The organism is Burkholderia sp. YIM B11467 (assembly GCF_052952715.1).
Map to the genome: position 1 here is coordinate 240,889 of NZ_JBQVSQ010000007.1, position 17,680 is coordinate 258,568.

Sequence of the window (17,680 nt, forward strand, 5' to 3'; positions counted from 1 at the left end):
TCGCTTATTTGACGGTCAGGTGGGTCTTCGACTGCGCTTCGTGATACTCGTCGTGAAACTCGTAGGTGCCGGCCTTCAGCGGTCCGACCAGGATCTCGGCCAACTTGCCGGCAGGAATGACCTTCTCGGCCTTGAAGTCGTCGCTCTCGAATTCCGCGGGCGTCGCATCGAGGTTCTTCACGACGAACTTCACTTTCTTGCCGGCCGGAATCGTCACGCCATCGGGCGAAAACTTGTGGTCCTTCAGCGTCAGGTTGACGACGTCGTCGGCGGCGAATGCGGTGGCGGCGGACGCGCCCAGCAGGACAGCGGCGAAACCCAGTGCGAAACGGTTCATGTGCGTAACGAAATGAAATATCGAAGGGCATTGATACTAAGATCGATTCGCATTTTCATATCGCGCGCCCTTACTGGCAATATGGAGATAGCGTTTCACAAGATCGCACTGTGCGTTGCCTGGCAAGGCTCCCGTCGCATGGCGCCGGTGGCGCATCGGCGTCAATCGGGAAAGATTCCGACTGACTCATGCGGCTGCCTTCCGATTCGTCTGACTTCACGCAGGCGACGGGTCTCGCCGCGCGGGGTGACCACGCCTGTGCCATGCTGCATGAATGCGCTTGACCTTCCCACCATGGCAAGCTTCATGCTGACCCTACTCGTCAATCGTCAACTCAGGAGAACACGATGGAATTCGAAGTCCAGGACATGACCTGCGGCGGCTGCGCCAATGCGATCACGCGCGCGGTGACGGCCGCCGATCCCGCCGCGAAGCTCGACATCGACGTCGCGGCGAAGCGCGTCACGGTCGAATCGGCGCAAGGCGCCGAGCGCGTGCAGTCGATCATCGAAGCTGCGGGCTTCCACCCCGCGCTGCGCAGCGCGTAACGCGGGCTGCGGGCGCACCGCCGAACGGCGATGCGCCCCCGGTAGCGCGTCAGCGCAGCCGGATGAGCGTCGACTTCAGCTCGGTGTACTTCTCGAGCGCGTGCAGCGACTTGTCGCGGCCGTTGCCCGACTGCTTGTAGCCGCCGAACGGGAAGTTCATGTCGCCGCCCTCGTCGTAGCAATTCACCCACACCGTACCCGCGCGCAAGCGGCGCGACACGTCGTGCGCGGTCGTCAGGTTCGACGTCCACACCGCCGCGGCGAGCCCGTATTCGGTGTCGTTCGCGATCCGCACGGCCTCGTCGACGTCGTCGAACACGATCACCGACAACACGGGCCCGAAGATCTCCTCGCGCGCGATCTTCGCATCGTGCTTCACCTCGAACACCGTCGGCTCGACGTAGAAGCCGCCGGTTTCCTCCTTCACGCGCGCACCGCCCGTGACGAGCTTGCCTTCGCTGCGCCCTGCCTCGATGTAGCCAAGCACGCGCTCGAGCTGGATACCGTCGACGATCGCGCCCATCGACACCGACGGATCGAGCGGATTGCCGGGCACGTAAGCGCGCGCGGCCGCCACGAGCTTCTCGATGAACGCGTCCTTGATGTCGCGATGCACGAGCAGCCGCGAGCCGGCCGTGCACATCTCGCCCATGTTGTAGAAGATCGCGCCGGCCGCTGTCTGCGCGGCGCGGTCGAGATCGGGGCAATCGGGCAGCACGATGTTCGGCGACTTGCCGCCGAGTTCGAGCCACGCGCGCTTCAGGTTCGATTGCGCGGCGTACTGCATGATCAGCTTGCCGACCGCCGTCGATCCCGTGAACGCGATGCAGTCGACGTCGCGATGCAGCGCGAGCAGCTTGCCGGGTTCGCCCGCGCCCGGCACGACGTTGAACACGCCGGCCGGGATGCCGGCTTCATATGCGAGTTGCGCGACGCGGATCGCGGTCAGCGGCGATTTCTCCGACGGCTTCAGCACGACGCTGTTGCCGGCCGCCAGCGCGGGACCGAACTTCCACGCGGCCATCAGGATCGGGAAGTTCCACGGCACGACGGCCGCCACCACGCCGACCGGCTCGCGCGTGACGAGACCGACGAGATGATGATCGGCCGGCGCGACCTCGCCGCCGACCTTGTCGATGGCTTCCGCGAACCATTCGACGCAGTACGCGGCGCCCGGCACGTCGACCGTCGTCGTGTCGCCGATCGGCTTGCCCGCGTCGAGCGTCTCGAGCAGCGACAGCTCGTCGAGATGCTCGCGCATCAGCGCGGCCCAGCGCAGCAGCACCGCTTTGCGCGCACGCGGATTCAGGCCGGCCCACACGCCCGCATCGAACGCGCGGCGCGCGGCCGCGACGGCCGCGTTCACATCGGCTTCGCCGCAATCGGCGACCTTCGTCAACACGCGGCCGTCGATCGGGCTCACGCAGTCGAACGTCTTGCCGCCGTGCGCGTCGCGCGACGCGCCGTCGATGAATGCGCGCCCTTCGATCTTGAGCGACGCCGCCTTGTCCTGCCAGTCAGCCAAAGTCAACTTGTTCATCAGGATGCCTCAATGTTGTGACATTCGCGATGCGACACGCCGCGCGCCCGATGCGCGGCCGGCCGTCAGCGAATGCGGTGGTGCGCGGTCAGAAGGTCGCCGGCGAATTGGCCGAGACGACCTCGCAGATCAGTTCCGCGCTGGGATTGCGAAAACGGTGCGGTAAACGGCTCTCGAAGTAGTAGCCGTCTCCAGGGTCGAGCAGCCACGTCGCGCCGTCGACGGTCAGCTCGAGCCGACCCGACACGACAACGCCGCCCTCGTGCCCCGCGTGCACGAGCATCTCGGGCCCCGTATCGGCGTGCGGCTGGTAGATCTCGCGCAGGATGCACATGTTGCGGTCCTTCACGCTCGCGCCGACCAGATGAAACGCGAGCGTGTCGTTGCCGAGGTTCGGCATGTCGTCGCGACGCGACACGACCGAGCGCGATTCGACGAGCTCGAACGTGAAGAACTCCGCGAGACTCATCGGTATGCATTCGAGCAACTTCTTCAGCGAGCCGACCGACGGGCTCACGCGGCCCTGTTCGATCAGCGAGATCGTGCCGTTGGTCACGCCGGCCCGCTTCGCGAGTTCACGTTGCGACAGGCCATGCTTGTTGCGCACGTAACGCAGGCGCTCGGCGACTTCGGTGGACATCGATTCGGTTTCGGACACGATAAGTGCGATGACAAAGTGAAACGACGCAGTGGACAGCCGTTGAATATTCTAATCACTTTATGCCGCGTATTAACGGGGAAAACCCTGAAAGGCGTTCGAAATAATGAACACGCCGCGGATCATTCCAGTTGCGAATCTTTTGTTCGCACTGCTCGGGAAACCCCTGATGCAGGACCGTTAAAAAACATTTGACGCCGTTTTTGGCTCGTATATGCTGGCTCTCAGGTCAGCGTCATTTAGTTTTCATAGGCAGCAAAACGCGTTACTGCAACGCAAAAATTGATGCCCATCAATGTAAATGACGCGTAACCGGCGCCTTGATTATTTTAAACGCCCAGCGCGTCGAGAAGGTCGGGTGTTCAATACTTTCAACAACCCAGTCGAGTGTAATCGTGAGAGTCCGTGGCCCTCTGGTGAGGTGGGATCGAAGCGTGGCGCGAAGTTCGCGCAGCGCGGCGTCCCCTTCCGATGGCAGTTGCGGCTGGCATAGTCCTCGCCTGCAGCATCTGTCGATCTACACCATCCTGTCCCGTCGTTCCGTTCGGCGTCACAACGCCGTATCCGCACGCGCATTCGTCGCCGTCGATACCGACGAAGTGGCGTCGCTGCTGCCGTAGCGCCTCTCCTTTCTTTACGTCGTTCGTTTTGTCTGCTGATTCGCCAACCGCAAGGTCCATGCGGTGACGGAACGCGTTCGCGCATTCGTTGCCGCGTCGCGTATCGCAACCCAACGAACGACGGCCTGATCGTCGCGCGCAGCGCGGATCGCCACGTCATCCCGCTGCGCCCATTCACCAGCGGCCTTGCGCTGTTCGCCAGGCTGCGGGGCGGCTGCGCGCCTGCGTTTTGTCGAATCGGGCAACGCGCATGCAGCAGTCCTCTGGATAACTGATTGACGTCATGGAAAGGAAACCCCTCGTCGGCATCACCGCCGACCTCACGCAAATCGGCGCGCACGCGTCGCATACGGTCGGCGACAAATACGTCGCCGCGATCGTCGACGGTGCGCAGGCGCTCGCGATGGTGCTGCCTGCACTCGGCGAGCGCCAGTCGGTCGACGACATCCTCGACACGGTCGACGGCCTGCTGTTTACCGGCAGCTACTCGAACGTCGAGCCGCACCTGTACGGCGGCGAGCCGAGCGCGCCCGGCACGAAACACGACCCGGCCCGCGATGCGACGACGCTGCCGCTGCTGCGCGCGGCGATCGCCGCGGGCGTGCCGGTGCTCGCCGTCTGCCGCGGCTTCCAGGAGCTGAACGTCGTCTGCGGCGGCACGCTGCACCAGCGCGTGCATGAAGTGCCGGGCCTCGCCGATCACCGCGAGGACGACGCCGCGCCGATGGACACGCAATACGGCCCCGCGCACGTCGTGCACCTGACGCCCGGCGGCAAGCTGCATGCGCTCGCCGGCGGCCGCGACGAAGTGAACGTGAACTCGCTGCACAAGCAAGGCATCGCGCAGCTCGGCTCCGGCCTCGCCGTCGAGGCTGTCGCGCCGGACGGCCTGGTCGAGGCCGTGAGCGTCGTCGATGCCCCCGCTTTCGCACTCGCCGTGCAGTGGCATCCGGAATGGCGGCATGCGCATGACCCGCTGTCGAGCGCGATCTTCCGCGCCTTCGGCGACGCATGCCGCGCCCGCCGGAATGCCCGCACGCGAACCCTGGCCGCTGCCGCGCTCGCCTGAGCGCGCCGACCAAACAACGAGAACAGACATGCAAGATATCGAAAGTTTTCTGAAACAACACCGGATCACCGAAGTCGAGGCGATCATTCCCGACATGGCCGGTATCGCGCGCGGCAAGATCACGCCGCGCAACAAGTTCACGTCCGGCGAATCGATGCGCCTGCCGCAGGCCGTGATGGTGCAGACCGTCACCGGCGAATATCCGGAAGACGGCTCGCTGACCGGCGTGACCGACCCCGACATGGTGTGCGTGCCCGATGAATCGACGATCCGCCTGATCCCGTGGGCCACCGACCCGACCGCGCAGGTGATCCACGACTGCGTGCACTTCGACGGCTCGCCGGTCGAGATCTCGCCGCGCTACGTGCTGCGCCGCGTGCTCGACCTGTACAAGGCGAAGGGCTGGAAACCGGTGGTCGCACCGGAGCTCGAGTTCTACCTGGTCGACATGAACAAGGACCCCGACCTGCCGCTGCGCCCGCCGGTCGGCCGCACGGGCCGCCCCGAAACGGGCCGTCAGTCGTATTCGATCGAGGCCGTCAACGAGTTCGATCCGCTGTTCGAGGACATCTACGAATACTGCGAAGCGCAGAACCTCGACATCGACACGCTGATCCACGAAGTCGGCGCCGCGCAGATGGAGATCAACTTCATGCACGGCGACGCGCTGTCGCTGGCCGACCAGGTGTTCCTGTTCAAGCGCACGGTGCGCGAGGCCGCGCTGCGTCACAACATGTACGCGACGTTCATGGCCAAGCCGATGGAAGACGAGCCGGGTTCCGCGATGCACGTGCACCAGAGCATCGTCGACGAGGAAACGGGCCAGAACCTGTTCACGTCGCAGGAGACGGGCGGCGCGACGTCGATGTTCTACAACTACCTCGCGGGGCTGCAGAAGTACACGCCGGCACTGATGCCGATCTTCGCGCCGTACATCAACTCGTATCGCCGGCTGTCGCGCTTCATGGCTGCACCGATCAACGTGCAGTGGGGTTACGACAACCGCACGGTCGGCTTCCGCATCCCGCACTCGGGCCCGTCGGCACGCCGTATCGAGAACCGCATCCCGGGCGTCGACTGCAACCCGTACCTCGCGCTCGCCGCGACGCTCGCAGCCGGCTACCTCGGCATGACGCAGCGCCTGGAGCCGACCGAGCCGCTCGTGAGCGACGGCTACGACTTGCCGTACCAATTGCCGCGCAACCTCGAGGAAGGGCTGACGCTGATGGCCGCGTGCGAGCCGCTCGGCGAGATCCTCGGCCACAAGTTCCTGAAGGCGTATTTCGCGCTGAAGGAAACCGAATATGAAGCGTTCTTCCGCGTGATCAGCTCGTGGGAACGCCGCCATCTGCTGCTGCACGTCTAAGCGCGCACAACCGCATACGGAATCACGGAGGAAACATGACTTACCGCAACGAATCTGCCTGGATCCAGCCGGCCGCGCCGGCTGCCGCGCCGCGCGCGACGCAGGCACGCTCGACCGCCGAATACCGCGCGCTCGACGCCGCGCACCACATCCACCCGTTCTCGGACATGGGCGCGCTGAACCGCGCGGGCAGCCGCGTGATCGTGAAGGCCGACGGCGTCTACCTGTGGGACTCGGACGGCAACAAGGTCATCGACGGGATGGCCGGCCTCTGGTGCGTGAACGTCGGCTACGGCCGCAAGGAACTCGCCGATGCCGCGTATCGCCAGCTGCAGGAACTGCCGTTCTACAACACGTTCTTCAAGACGACGCACCCGCCGGTGATCGAGCTTTCCGCGATGCTCGCGGAAGTGACGCCTGCCGGCTTCAACCACTTCTTCTATTGCAACAGCGGCTCGGAAGGCAACGACACCGTGCTGCGCCTCGTGCACCAGTACTGGCGCGTGCAGGGCAAGCCGCAGAAGAAGGTTGTGATCTCGCGCAAGAACGGTTACCACGGCTCGACGATCGCCGGCGGCACGCTCGGCGGGATGGGCTACATGCACGAGCAGATGCCGTCGAAGGTCGAGCACATCGTGCATATCGATCAGCCGTATTTCTTCGGCGAAGCGCAGCCGGGCGAAACGCCGGAAGCGTTTGGTCTCGCACGGGCGCAGCAGCTCGAAGCGAAGATTCTCGAGCTCGGCGCGGAGAACGTCGCGGCGTTCATCGGCGAGCCGTTCCAGGGCGCGGGCGGCGTGATCTTCCCGCCGTCGACGTACTGGCCGGAAATCCAGCGGATCTGCCGCAAGTACGACATCCTGCTCGTCGCCGACGAAGTGATCGGCGGGTTCGGCCGCACTGGCGAATGGTTCGCACACCAGCACTTCGGTTTCGAGCCGGATCTGATCACGATGGCGAAGGGCCTCACGTCGGGTTATGTGCCGATGGGGGCGGTCGGTATCCACGAGCGTGTTGCACGCCCGATCATCGACAACGGCGAATTCAACCACGGCCTCACGTACTCGGGGCACCCGGTCGCGGCGGCCGTCGCGGTCGCTAACCTGAAGCTGCTGCGCGACGAAGGGATCGTCGAGCGCGTGAAGAACGACACCGGCCCGTACTTCCAGGCGCTGATGCGCGAAACCTTCGCGCGTCACCCGATCATCGGCGAAGTGCATGGCCATGGCCTCGTCGCGAGCCTGCAGTTGTCCGAAGCGCCGGCTGAACGCCGCCGCTTCGCGAACGGCGGCGACGTCGGCACGATCTGCCGCGACTTCTGCTTCAACGGCAACCTGATCATGCGTGCGACCGGCGACCGGATGCTGCTGTCGCCGCCGCTCGTGATTTCGCGTCCGGAAATCGATGAACTCGTGTCGAAGGCGAAGAAGGCCGTCGATGCAACCGCCCAGCAACTGGGTATTTCGTAACGGCTTTGCCTATAGGCGTGCGGCGGGCGCCGCACGCCGCCATAACCAGGGGAATTCCACCATGCGTGCCTGCTTTCTTCGCCAAGCCTGTTCTGTTGCCGCCCTCGCCGCCGCGGCAGCGTTCACGTCAGTCGCCAGCCCATCGGCGCATGCCGAGGACCTGAATGTCTACAACTGGTCCGACTACATCGCGCCGGACACGATCCCGAACTTCCAGAAGCAGACGGGCATCCACGTCAAGTACGACAACTACGACAGCGACGACACGCTTCAGGCGAAGCTGCTTGCCGGCAGTTCGGGTTACGACATCGTCGTGCCGACGTCGAACTACATGGCCAAGCAGATCCAGGCCGGCGTGTACCAGAAGCTCGACAAGTCGAAGCTGCCGAACCTCGCGAACCTCGATCCGCTGCTGATGAAGATGATCTCGGATGCCGATCCGGGCAACCAGTACGGTGTCCCCTGGGCCTACGGCACGGACGGCATCGGCTACAACGCGCAGGCAGTGAAGAAGGCACTCGGCGACAAGGCGCCCGTCGACAGCTGGGCACTGGTGTTCGACCCGGCCAACATGGAGAAGCTGAAGGGCTGCGGCGTGTCGTTCCTCGACCAGGCCGTCGACGTGTTCGCCGCCACGCTGCAATACATGGGCAAGGATCCGAACAGCAAGAACCCCGGCGATTACCAGGCTGCATTCGAAGTCCTGAAGAAAGTCCGCCCGTACATCACCCAATTCAACTCGTCCGGCTACATCAACGACCTCGCGAACAACGACGTGTGCGTCGCGCTCGGCTGGTCGGGCGACGTCGGCATCGCGCATCGCCGCTCGTCCGAAGCGAAGCGCTCGTACGACATCAAGTTCTCGAACCCGAAGGAAGGCGGCCTGCTGTGGTTCGACGTGATGGTGATCCCGAAGGATGCGCCGCACCCCGAGGCTGCACTGAAGTGGATCAACTACATTTCCGATCCGAAGGTCAACGCGGCGATCACCAACACGGTGTTCTACCCGACCGCGAACAAGGCCGCGCACCAGTTCGTCACGCCGGGCGTCGCGCAGGACCCGACCGTCTACCCGCCTGAAGACGTGCTGAAGAAGATGGTGCTGATGAAGCCGATGCCGGCCGACATCCTGCGTCTCCAGAACCGCCTGTGGGCGCAGCTGAAGACCGGCCACTGATCGCCAGGCATCACGGCGGCGCAGGCATCGCTCCACGCCTGCCCGCCTGAGATTCGCGGACCTCCGTCCGCCCGCGCGCGCCGCGCGCACTGTTCCATCCGGCACGAGCCGTTGTCCGCGAGTCGCGTTGCGCGCCTCGCGCGGGGACGCTCACGCCTGCAATCCGTGAAGAACGAATGGTGACTCCCATGCAATCGATACCCTCTTCCGCTGCTGCACGACAGACCCAACCGGCCGCCGCGCCCCGTACGCAAAACGACGCCTTCGTGCGAATCGAAAACGTCGTGAAGAAATTCGGCGACAGCACGGCCGTCGACAACGTGAACCTGACGATCGCGAAGAACGAGCTGTTCGCGCTGCTCGGCAGCTCGGGCTGCGGCAAGTCCACGCTGCTGCGCATGCTTGCCGGGCTGGAAACGGCCACCTCCGGCAAGATCTTCGTCGACGGCGAGGACCTCGCGGCGCTGCCGCCGTACCGCCGCCCCGTGAACATGATGTTCCAGTCGTACGCGCTGTTCCCGCACATGTCGGTCGAATCGAACGTCGCGTTCGGCCTGAAGCAGGAAGGCACACCGAAGAACGAAATCAAGGAACGCGTGGCCGACGCGCTCGCGCTCGTGCAGATGAGCAAGTACGCGCAGCGCAAGCCGCATCAGCTCTCCGGCGGCCAGCAGCAGCGCGTCGCGCTGGCTCGCTCGCTGGTCAAGCGCCCGAAGCTGCTGCTGCTCGACGAGCCGATGTCCGCGCTCGACAAGAAGATCCGCCAGAAAACCCAGCTCGAACTCGTGAACATCATCGACAAAGTCGACGTGACCTGCGTGATGGTCACGCACGATCAGGAAGAGGCGATGACGATGGCCAGCCGCCTCGCGGTGATGAGCGAAGGCAAGATCGTGCAGATCGGTGCGCCGGGCGAGGTGTACGAGTTTCCGAACAGCCGCTTCTCCGCCGAATTCATCGGCTCGACCAACCTGTTCGAAGGCCGTGTCGTCGAGGACGAGCCCGATCACATCTTCGTCGAAAGCGACGACCTCGAAGCACGCATGTACGTGAGCCACGGCATCACCGGCCCGCTCGGGATGCCGGTCGGCATCTCGGTGCGCCCGGAACGCGTGCACGTGTCGCGCGAGAAGCCGGGTTCGAAGCACAACTGGGCGCGCGGCGTCGTGACCGACATCGCGTACATGGGCAGCTATTCGCTGTATCACGTGCGCCTGCCGAGCGGGAAGACGGTCGTGTCGAACCTGTCGAGCTCGCACCTGATGAGCGACACGGCCCCGGCGTGGAACGACGACGTGTTCGTGTCGTGGTCGCCGGCCAGCGGCGTCGTGCTGACGCAATGAGGACGACACGATGAGAACCTCTGCTTCCACTCCGTCCACGCCGGTGTCGCCCGGCGCCACGAGCACCGGCGCCGGCCGGGCCCGCCCGGGCCGCTTCGCCGCGCTGTCGCGGTTGCTGCCGTCGGGCCGCAGCGTCGCGATCGGCGTGCCGTTCCTGTGGCTCGCGGTCTTCTTCGCGCTGCCGTTCGTGCTGGTGCTGAAGATCAGCTTCGCCGACCAGGTGATGGGCATCCCGCCGTACACGTCGCTCGTCGAGTTCAAGGACGGCGTCGTGCACTTCGCGCTGCAGCTGTCGCACTACGCGTTCCTGCTGCAGGACGACCTGTACATCGCGACCTACCTCAGCTCGCTGAAGATGGCCGCCGTGTCGACCGTGCTGTGCCTGCTGATCGGCTACCCGATGGCGTACTACATCGCCCGCTCGGAGCCGAACCGCCGCAACGTGCTGATGATGGCCGTGATGCTGCCGTTCTGGACCTCGTTCCTGATCCGCGTGTACGCCTGGATCGGCATCCTGAAGGACGACGGCCTGCTGAACCACACGCTGATCGCGCTCGGCATCATCCACACGCCGCTGCGGCTGTATCACAGCGATGCGGGCGTCTACATCGGGATGGTCTATTCGTACCTGCCGTTCATGGTGATGCCGCTGTACGCGCACCTGGTGAAGATGGACCTGACGCTGCTCGAAGCCGCGTACGACCTGGGCGCGAAGCCGTGGGTCGCGTTCACGCGGATCACGCTGCCGCTGTCGAAGAACGGGATCATCGCCGGCAGCCTGCTGGTGTTCATCCCGGCGGTGGGCGAGTACGTGATTCCGGAACTGCTCGGCGGTGCCGACACGCTGATGATCGGCCGCGTGATGTGGGATGAATTCTTCAACAACATGGACTGGCCGATGGCGTCCGCGGTGACGGTCGCGATGGTGATGCTGCTGCTGGTGCCGATGGCGCTGTTCCAGTACTACCAGGTCAAGGAACTGGAGGAAGCGAAATGATCAAGCCGAGCAAACCGCTGTCGACGGGCGTCCTCGCCTTCGGCTTCCTGTTCCTGTACATCCCGATCATCAGCCTGGTCGTGTACTCGTTCAACGAGTCGAAGCTGGTGACGGTGTGGTCGGGCTTCTCGCTGAAGTGGTACGCGGCGCTGCTGGAGGACGACGAGCTGCTGACGGCCGCGTGGCTGTCGCTGAAGATCGGCCTGCTGACGGCCACCGCGTCGGTCGTGATCGGCACGTGGGCGGGCTTCGTGCTCGCGCGCTTCGGCCGCTTCAAGGGCTTCACGCTGTACACGGGGATGATCAACGCGCCGCTGGTGATTCCGGAAGTGATCCAGGGCATCTCGCTGCTGCTGCTGTTCGTGGCGCTGGAGCAGATGTTCGGCTGGCCGAAGGGGCGCGGGATGCTGACGATCTGGATCGGTCACGTGATGCTGTGCGTGTCGTACGTGGCGATCATCGTGCAGTCGCGCGTGAAGGAGATGAACAAGTCGCTGGAGGAGGCGGCGCTCGATCTGGGCGCGACGCCGCTGAAGGTGTTCTTCGTGGTGACGCTGCCGCTGATCTCGCAGGCGCTGCTGTCGGGTTGGCTGCTGTCGTTCACGCTGTCGATCGACGACCTGGTGCTGTCGGCGTTCCTGTCGGGGCCGGGGTCGACGACGCTGCCGCTGGTGGTGTTCTCGCGCGTGCGGCTCGGGCTGAACCCGGAGATGAATGCACTGGCGACGCTGTTCATCACGGCCGTGACGATCGGCGTGATCGTCGTGAACCGGATGATGATCGCGCGCGAACGGCGCCGGGTGGCCGACATGAAGGCGGCGTTCGCGGTGGCGTGACCCTCCCCTTTCCCTTTCATCGATAACAAGACCCGCGCGCCGCGTGATGCGGCGCGCAAACCGATCGCACTTTGACAGGCGCACGACAAGGAGAATCCGCAATGAAGAAGAAACTGATCTGCCTGCTGGTGGCCGGCGCGTTGCCGGGCATCGCGCTGGCCGACTCGACATCAGCCGAGATCAAGGCGCTGCAGGCGCAGGTCGCGGCGCTGCAGAAACAGATGAAGGCCATGCAGGCGCAGCTCACCGCGAAGCCGGGCGGCGGCGCCGTCGCGCAGGCCGGTGCGAAGGCCGGCGCGGCGCCGGTCGCGGTGGCCGTCGATCCGGGCTCGCCGGATTACGGCAAGGCGCAGGCCACGCTGACCAACGACGAGGTCGGCGAAATGAAGCAGCAGATCGCGAACCAGCAGCTGAAGGTCGACTCGCTGACGGACGCGGCCAACACGGGCCCGCTCGCCGGCCTGTCGGTGACGGGCTACATCGATCCGACCTACATCTACAACCGCGCGGCCGGCACGTCGTCGTTCCTGTTCGCGAACCACGAGAGCGCGTACAACTACTTCAACAGCACGTTCGGCGATCTCTACCTCGACATCAAGAAGACGTTCGGCGTCGGCCCGATGGCGCCGTCGGCGGAAATCACGCTGATGCCGAACCGCGGCAACGGCATCACGCTGCTGCAGAACTCGCGCGGCAACATCGGCAACAACATCCTGAACACGGCGGTCGTCAACGTGCCGATCACGGCCGAGACGACACTCGTGGCCGGCCTGATCCCGAGCTTCGGCGGCTACGAGGTGCAGCAGTCGAACCAGATGCTCACGCTCACGCACAACCTGCTGTACGACTTCTCCGATCCGGGCAGCTACATCGGTGCCGGTGCGAACTACACGAAGGGCAACTGGGCGTGGAAGTTCTTCGTCGGCAACGAGCAGTACCGCACCTACGGCTCGGTCACGCAGACCGGCACCAATGCGCTCGGCGACCCGATCAGCACCAGCAACAAGGTGCCGACCTTCACCGCGCGTGCGGACTACACGTGGTCGAGCGCGCTCGACATCGGCGGATCGTTCAACATCGGCCGCCAGACGCTGTCGAGCGCGATCGATTCGAACGGCGTCGTGCACTACGGCCCGGGCGGCAACGCGCCGAGCGCGTATGGCTCGTTCTTCTTCGGCGAGCTTGACGCGACCTACACGCTCGCCGACATCCAGTACAACGCCGAAGTCGACTACGGCCGGCAGGATCATGCGGCGTTCAACGGCGGGCTTGCTCAGTGGTACGGGCTGTCGCTGCTCGCGCACCGCAAGTTCAACGCGCCGGTGGTCGGCCGCATGGGCGTCACGCTGCGCTACGATGCACTCGTGAACAGCAAGAACGGCGGCGGCGGTGGCGGCATCTCGCTGAACGGCAACGGGATGGATCCGAACAACGGCTTCGGCGTCGATTCGGATTGCCTCGCGACGTCGAAGGCCGGCGGTGGCCTCGGCTTCGAGTGCAAGGGCGCGATCCGTCAGGACGTTGCGCTCGACCTGCTGTTCTATCCGACCCAGCAGATCACCGTGAAGGTCGAATACCGGCACGACTGGGCGAACAACAAGGTGTTCCTGCGCAACGACGGTTCGTACAGCAAGTCCAACGACCTGCTCGCGACGCAGTTCATCTATTCGTTCTGACGCAGCACACGCGGGACGCCGTGCCGCGCGCACGGCGTCCCGCGCCATTTTCAAGGGCGGCTGCCGGCAAGTCGCGGCCGTGGCAGCCTTTTCGAGGGAGTCGGTTTGATGACGCAGTCTTTCACCCTCCGCGCCGATGCGCTCGCGCGCGACTCGTACTACGAAGCGACGGCCACGCGGCCCGTGGTTGACGACCCGGTGCTCGACGACACGATCGACGTCGACGTCTGCGTGATCGGCGCCGGCTTCGCGGGCCTGTCGACCGCGCTCGACTGTCGCGCGCGCGGGCTGTCCGTCGCGGTCATCGATGCGCACCGGCCCGGCTGGGGTGCGTCGGGCCGCAACGGCGGACAGGCGATCACTGGCTTCGCGAAGGACGAGGAGATCGAGCGGCAGCTCGGCGCCGACGGCGCGCGCGCCGCGTGGTCGCTATCGCTCGACGGCGTCGCGCTGATCGCCGAGCGGATCGCGCACTACGGGATCGACTGCGACTTCACGCGCGGCTACCTGACGGTCGCGACGAAGCCGCGCCGCATCGACGACCTGCGCGCGTGGATGGACGCCGCGACGTCGCGCTGGGGCCATCCGTCGCTCGCGTGGCTCGACACCGGCGAGATCCGCGCGCGCATCGCATCGACGCGCTACCTGGCCGGTGTGCACGATCCGCTGTCGGGCCACCTGCATCCGCTCAAGTACTGCCTCGGCCTCGCCGATGCGGCGCGCCGCGAAGGTGTCGCGCTGTATGCGCACACGCCCGCGCTCGATGTCGTGCGCGGCGCGCGGCCCGTCGTGCGCACGCCGTCGGGCGAGGTGCGCTGCCGCTTCGTCGTGTCGTGCTGCAACGCGGGCCCGGGCGGCGTGCTGCCCGCCGCGACCGCCGCCCGCATCGCGCCGATCGCGTCGTACATCATCGCGACCGAGCCGCTCGGCCAGGCGCGCGCCGATGTGCTGATCGCCCAGCGCGAAGCTGTGTGCGACAACAACTTCTTCCTCGACTACTTCCGGCTGTCGGCCGACCACCGGATGCTGTTCGGCGGCCGCGCGAACTCGGCCGGCGCGTCGCCCGCCACGCTCGCCGAAACGATCCGGCAGCGCATGGTCGGCGTGTTCCCGCAGCTCGGCGACGTACGCGTTGACCACGCATGGGGCGGCTTCGTCGACGTCACGCGCAACCGCGCACCCGACTTCGGCACGCTCGATCCGAACTTCTTCTACGTCCAGGGCTTCAGCGGGCACGGCGTCGCGCTCACCGGCATCGCCGGACGTGCGGTCGCCGGCGCGATCGCAGGCGACACGCGCGCGTTCGACCTGTTCGCGCGCGTGCGCCACCGGCGCTTCCCCGGCGGCGACGCATGGCGGCAACCCGCGCTCGAACTCGGGATGCTGTACCACCGCGTGCGCGAGCTGTTCTGAGCCCACTTTATCTGTCATCCTAAATATGCAGACATTAGCCAACCAGCCGCACGTCGCGTCCTACTACGCGGCGACCGCCAACGATACGACCCGCCACGCGCCGCTCGCCGGCACGATCGACGCCGACGTGTGCGTGATCGGCGCGGGCCTCACGGGCCTGTCCGCCGCGCTCAACCTCGCCGAGCGCGGCCATTCGGTGACCGTGCTCGAAGCGTCGCGGGTCGGATGGGCAGCGAGCGGCCGCAACGGCGGCCAGTTGATCGGCGGCTTCGCGTGCGACATCGACACGTTCGGGCAATTCATGCCGGAAGGCGACGTGAAGCGCATCTGGGACATGGGGCTCGAAACGCTGTCGCTCGTGAAGTCGCGGATCGCGCAACACGACATCGATTGCGCGCTGGTGCCCGGCTACCTGACCGCCGCGAACACCGAGCGCGACGCCGATGCGCTGAAGCGCTGGCGCGACGAAGCCGCGAAGCGCTTCGGCTATGACCGTTTCCATTTCGTCGAAGCCGACGAGCTCGGCGACTACGTGCAGTCCGCGCGCTATTGCGGCGGCCTGTACGACCCCGACAGCGGCCACCTCCATCCGCTCAACTACACGCTCGGCCTCGCACGCGCGGCGACCGGCGCGGGCGTGCGCATCCACGAGGACAGCTGCGTGACGCGCGTGCGCGACGTCGCGGGCGGCCACGTCGTCGAGACGAGCGGCGGCAACGTCCGCGCGCGCTTCGTCGTGCTCGCGTGCAATACCTACGTCGGTACGCTCGCGCCCGCGTTGTCGAAGAAGATCATGCCGGTCGGCACCTACGTGATCGCGACCGAGCCGCTCGGCGAAGCGCGCGCCGCCGCGCTGATGCCCGCGCGTGCGGCGATCTGCGACAGCCGCTTCGTACTCGACTATTTCCGGCCGGCCCCCGACACGCGGCTCGTGTGGGGCGGCAAGGTCAGCTATTCGACGCGCGAGCCGCGCGATCTCGCGGAAGCGATGCGCCAGGACATGCTGAAGACGTTCCCGCAGCTCGCGGATGTGAAGGTCGACTACGCATGGGGCGGCTTCGTCGACATCACGATGAACCGCGCGCCGCACTTCGGCCGCGTCGCGCCGACGATGTACTTCGCGCAGGGCTTTTCCGGGCACGGCGTGAACACGACCGCGCTCGCGGGCAAGCTGATCGCCGAGGCGATCGACGGGCAGGCGAGCCGCTTCGACCTGTTCGACAAGATCCGGCATCGCGACTTCCCGGGCGGCGCGGCGCTGCGCACGCCGGCGCTGGTGCTCGCGATGAGCTGGTACCGGCTGCTCGACGCGTTCGGCGTGCATTGAGCGTTACGAGGCAGCGGCGCGATGCGGGCGGCGAACGCAGCGGCGCGACCATGCAAAACGGCCGCGCGTTCGCGCGGCCGTTCGATCGGATGGCGGGGCTTCGATGCGGCGCCCGCGCCGTTCAGTCGGTGCCGTACTTCGGCGAGTGCGGACCGTACAGCAGGCCGCTTGGCGGCCCTGCCATCAGCAGCCGTCCGCTCGTAAACGCGGCGACATCGTGGCTCTGGTCCATCAGCGTGTTCGCGATCTGCTTGACCGCTGCCGTCACGAGCATCCCGATCAGGCCGCCACCGCCGCTGTTACCGCCTTCGTCACTGGCCGCGCTGGCGCTGCCCTGCCACAGCACGTCGCCCGTGCGCAGGTCGACGAGCTTCGCCGACGCGGACACGACCGTCGCGCTCGCGAGGATCCGGTACACGGTGCCGTATTTCGAAACCTTCGAATACAGCGCGGCGTCCGCGCCGAAGATCTCGCGCAGCTTCGCGGGCGGCGTCTCCTGGATCTCGGCCGCGTTGGTCAGGCCGTTCTGCTTGAAGGTCTCGTCCATCACCGCGACCGGCACGACGTAATAGCCGGACTCGGCGAGCGGCAGCGTCATCTGCGACAGCATCCCGTAGGTCGCGCCGACGTCGGAGGTCTCGTTGACGGGCGGCAGCACGAGAATCGAGCGCGGCTGGCTCTTCTTGAACGCCGTGTAATCGGGCCGTTTCACCGGCTGCGCGCACGCGCTCAGCAGCGCGACGATCGACAGCACGGACATCAGCTTGAATGAAAGTGTCTTGAACATGGCGGGCGCGTCACTGTTTGGCGGGGTTCGAATCGGCGTTCTTCTGCCCGGCGATCGTCTGGTCGGCCCCCTTCTGGCCGGCAGCCTTCTGATCCGCGGGTTTCGCCGCGCCGGTCTTCTTCTTCAGCAGGAAATCCATGTAGGTCGACGATTCCGGGAACAACTGCTTCTCGGCCTGCAGTTCCTGCTCGGCCTGCTGCTCGTTGCCGACGCTCGCGTACAGCATCCCGAGATGCGCATGGAAGCCCGGCGGCGGCGTATGGCCCTTCCCGCGGATGTCCTGCAACGCTTTTTCGAGCGCGTCGATCTGCTCCTGCGGCGACTTCTGCCCCTTGAAGTATTCGTACACCTGTGGCTGATAGCCCGTCCACTGATAGAGCGGCGGCGGCGAGCTCGCGCAGCCGGCGAGCAGCAATGCGGCGGCCGTCGCCGGCAGCCAGATACCCCGTTTCATGGTCTTTTCTCTTTTGATGTCGTGGTGAATCGCTCGAGCGCGACGCCGGCCCCGGCGCCCGCT

The 17,680-nt window shown here is 65.8% G+C and carries 17 protein-coding genes; 12 read left to right on the forward strand and 5 right to left on the reverse strand.

Annotation, left to right across the window (positions count from 1 at the left end; translation table 11 throughout):
• Positions 1-4: 4 nt before the first annotated feature.
• A complete protein-coding gene (locus ACTRWB_RS24375) occupies positions 5-337 on the reverse strand; it encodes a cupredoxin domain-containing protein (protein WP_446903408.1) in 333 nt (110 codons plus the stop codon).
• 347 nt (positions 338-684) lie between these two features.
• Between ACTRWB_RS24375 and ACTRWB_RS24380 the strand changes: the two genes are divergently transcribed.
• Complete coding sequence (locus tag ACTRWB_RS24380) at positions 685-885, forward strand: heavy-metal-associated domain-containing protein (RefSeq protein ID WP_048247810.1); 201 nt, start codon at positions 685-687, stop codon at positions 883-885.
• A 49-nt stretch (positions 886-934) separates the two neighbouring features.
• Here ACTRWB_RS24380 and ACTRWB_RS24385 read toward each other — a convergent pair whose 3' ends face one another.
• Together ACTRWB_RS24385 and ACTRWB_RS24390 are read right to left on the reverse strand one after the other, a co-directional pair.
• Entirely contained in the window at positions 935-2,425 is a 1,491-nt protein-coding gene (locus tag ACTRWB_RS24385; protein ID WP_446903409.1) for an aldehyde dehydrogenase, read from the reverse strand.
• Positions 2,426-2,513: 88 nt separating this feature from the next.
• Positions 2,514-3,065, reverse strand: a complete 552-nt coding sequence (locus ACTRWB_RS24390; protein ID WP_129513146.1) for a cupin domain-containing protein — start codon at positions 3,063-3,065, stop codon at positions 2,514-2,516.
• A 413-nt stretch (positions 3,066-3,478) separates the two neighbouring features.
• Between ACTRWB_RS24390 and ACTRWB_RS24395 the strand changes: the two genes are divergently transcribed.
• The 11 genes from ACTRWB_RS24395 (at position 3,479) to ACTRWB_RS24445 (ending at position 16,376) form a co-directional block, all read left to right on the forward strand.
• Positions 3,479-3,703 (forward strand): hypothetical protein, encoded by a 225-nt coding sequence (locus ACTRWB_RS24395; protein WP_072437498.1) that lies wholly within the window; start codon positions 3,479-3,481, stop codon positions 3,701-3,703.
• A gap of 283 nt (positions 3,704-3,986) precedes the next feature.
• A complete protein-coding gene (locus tag ACTRWB_RS24400) occupies positions 3,987-4,772 on the forward strand; it encodes a gamma-glutamyl-gamma-aminobutyrate hydrolase family protein (protein WP_343492584.1) in 786 nt (261 codons plus the stop codon).
• Between the two features lie 28 nt (positions 4,773-4,800).
• Positions 4,801-6,138 (forward strand): glutamine synthetase family protein, encoded by a 1,338-nt coding sequence (locus tag ACTRWB_RS24405; protein ID WP_129513148.1) that lies wholly within the window; start codon positions 4,801-4,803, stop codon positions 6,136-6,138.
• 35 nt (positions 6,139-6,173) lie between these two features.
• Positions 6,174-7,607 (forward strand): aspartate aminotransferase family protein, encoded by a 1,434-nt coding sequence (locus tag ACTRWB_RS24410; protein WP_446903410.1) that lies wholly within the window; start codon positions 6,174-6,176, stop codon positions 7,605-7,607.
• Positions 7,608-7,668: 61 nt separating this feature from the next.
• On the forward strand, positions 7,669-8,784 hold the full coding sequence (locus ACTRWB_RS24415) for a polyamine ABC transporter substrate-binding protein (RefSeq protein ID WP_129514708.1): 1,116 nt from the start codon (positions 7,669-7,671) through the stop codon (positions 8,782-8,784).
• Positions 8,785-8,972: 188 nt separating this feature from the next.
• The gene (locus ACTRWB_RS24420) at positions 8,973-10,127 is read left to right on the forward strand and encodes an ABC transporter ATP-binding protein (protein WP_129513150.1); all 1,155 of its coding nucleotides are present in this window, start codon (positions 8,973-8,975) and stop codon (positions 10,125-10,127) included.
• 10 nt (positions 10,128-10,137) lie between these two features.
• A complete protein-coding gene (locus ACTRWB_RS24425; RefSeq protein WP_446903411.1) occupies positions 10,138-11,124 on the forward strand; it encodes an ABC transporter permease subunit in 987 nt (328 codons plus the stop codon).
• Positions 11,121-11,960, forward strand: a complete 840-nt coding sequence (locus ACTRWB_RS24430) for an ABC transporter permease subunit (RefSeq protein ID WP_048252093.1) — start codon at positions 11,121-11,123, stop codon at positions 11,958-11,960. The genes ACTRWB_RS24425 and ACTRWB_RS24430 overlap by 4 nt, the downstream gene beginning before the upstream one ends.
• A 101-nt stretch (positions 11,961-12,061) precedes the next feature.
• A complete protein-coding gene (locus ACTRWB_RS24435; protein WP_446903412.1) occupies positions 12,062-13,636 on the forward strand; it encodes a DUF3138 family protein in 1,575 nt (524 codons plus the stop codon).
• A gap of 108 nt (positions 13,637-13,744) precedes the next feature.
• A complete protein-coding gene (locus ACTRWB_RS24440; RefSeq protein WP_446903413.1) occupies positions 13,745-15,049 on the forward strand; it encodes an NAD(P)/FAD-dependent oxidoreductase in 1,305 nt (434 codons plus the stop codon).
• Positions 15,050-15,074: 25 nt separating this feature from the next.
• A complete protein-coding gene (locus tag ACTRWB_RS24445; RefSeq protein WP_446903414.1) occupies positions 15,075-16,376 on the forward strand; it encodes an NAD(P)/FAD-dependent oxidoreductase in 1,302 nt (433 codons plus the stop codon).
• 121 nt (positions 16,377-16,497) lie between these two features.
• Here ACTRWB_RS24445 and ACTRWB_RS24450 read toward each other — a convergent pair whose 3' ends face one another.
• Positions 16,498-17,163 carry a DUF799 domain-containing protein gene (locus ACTRWB_RS24450; protein WP_048248357.1) on the reverse strand — a complete coding sequence of 222 codons (666 nt, stop codon included), beginning with the start codon at positions 17,161-17,163 and terminating at the stop codon, positions 16,498-16,500.
• Positions 17,164-17,173: 10 nt separating this feature from the next.
• The gene (locus ACTRWB_RS24455; protein WP_193099329.1) at positions 17,174-17,617 is read right to left on the reverse strand and encodes a DUF4810 domain-containing protein; all 444 of its coding nucleotides are present in this window, start codon (positions 17,615-17,617) and stop codon (positions 17,174-17,176) included.
• Positions 17,618-17,680: the final 63 nt, after the last annotated feature.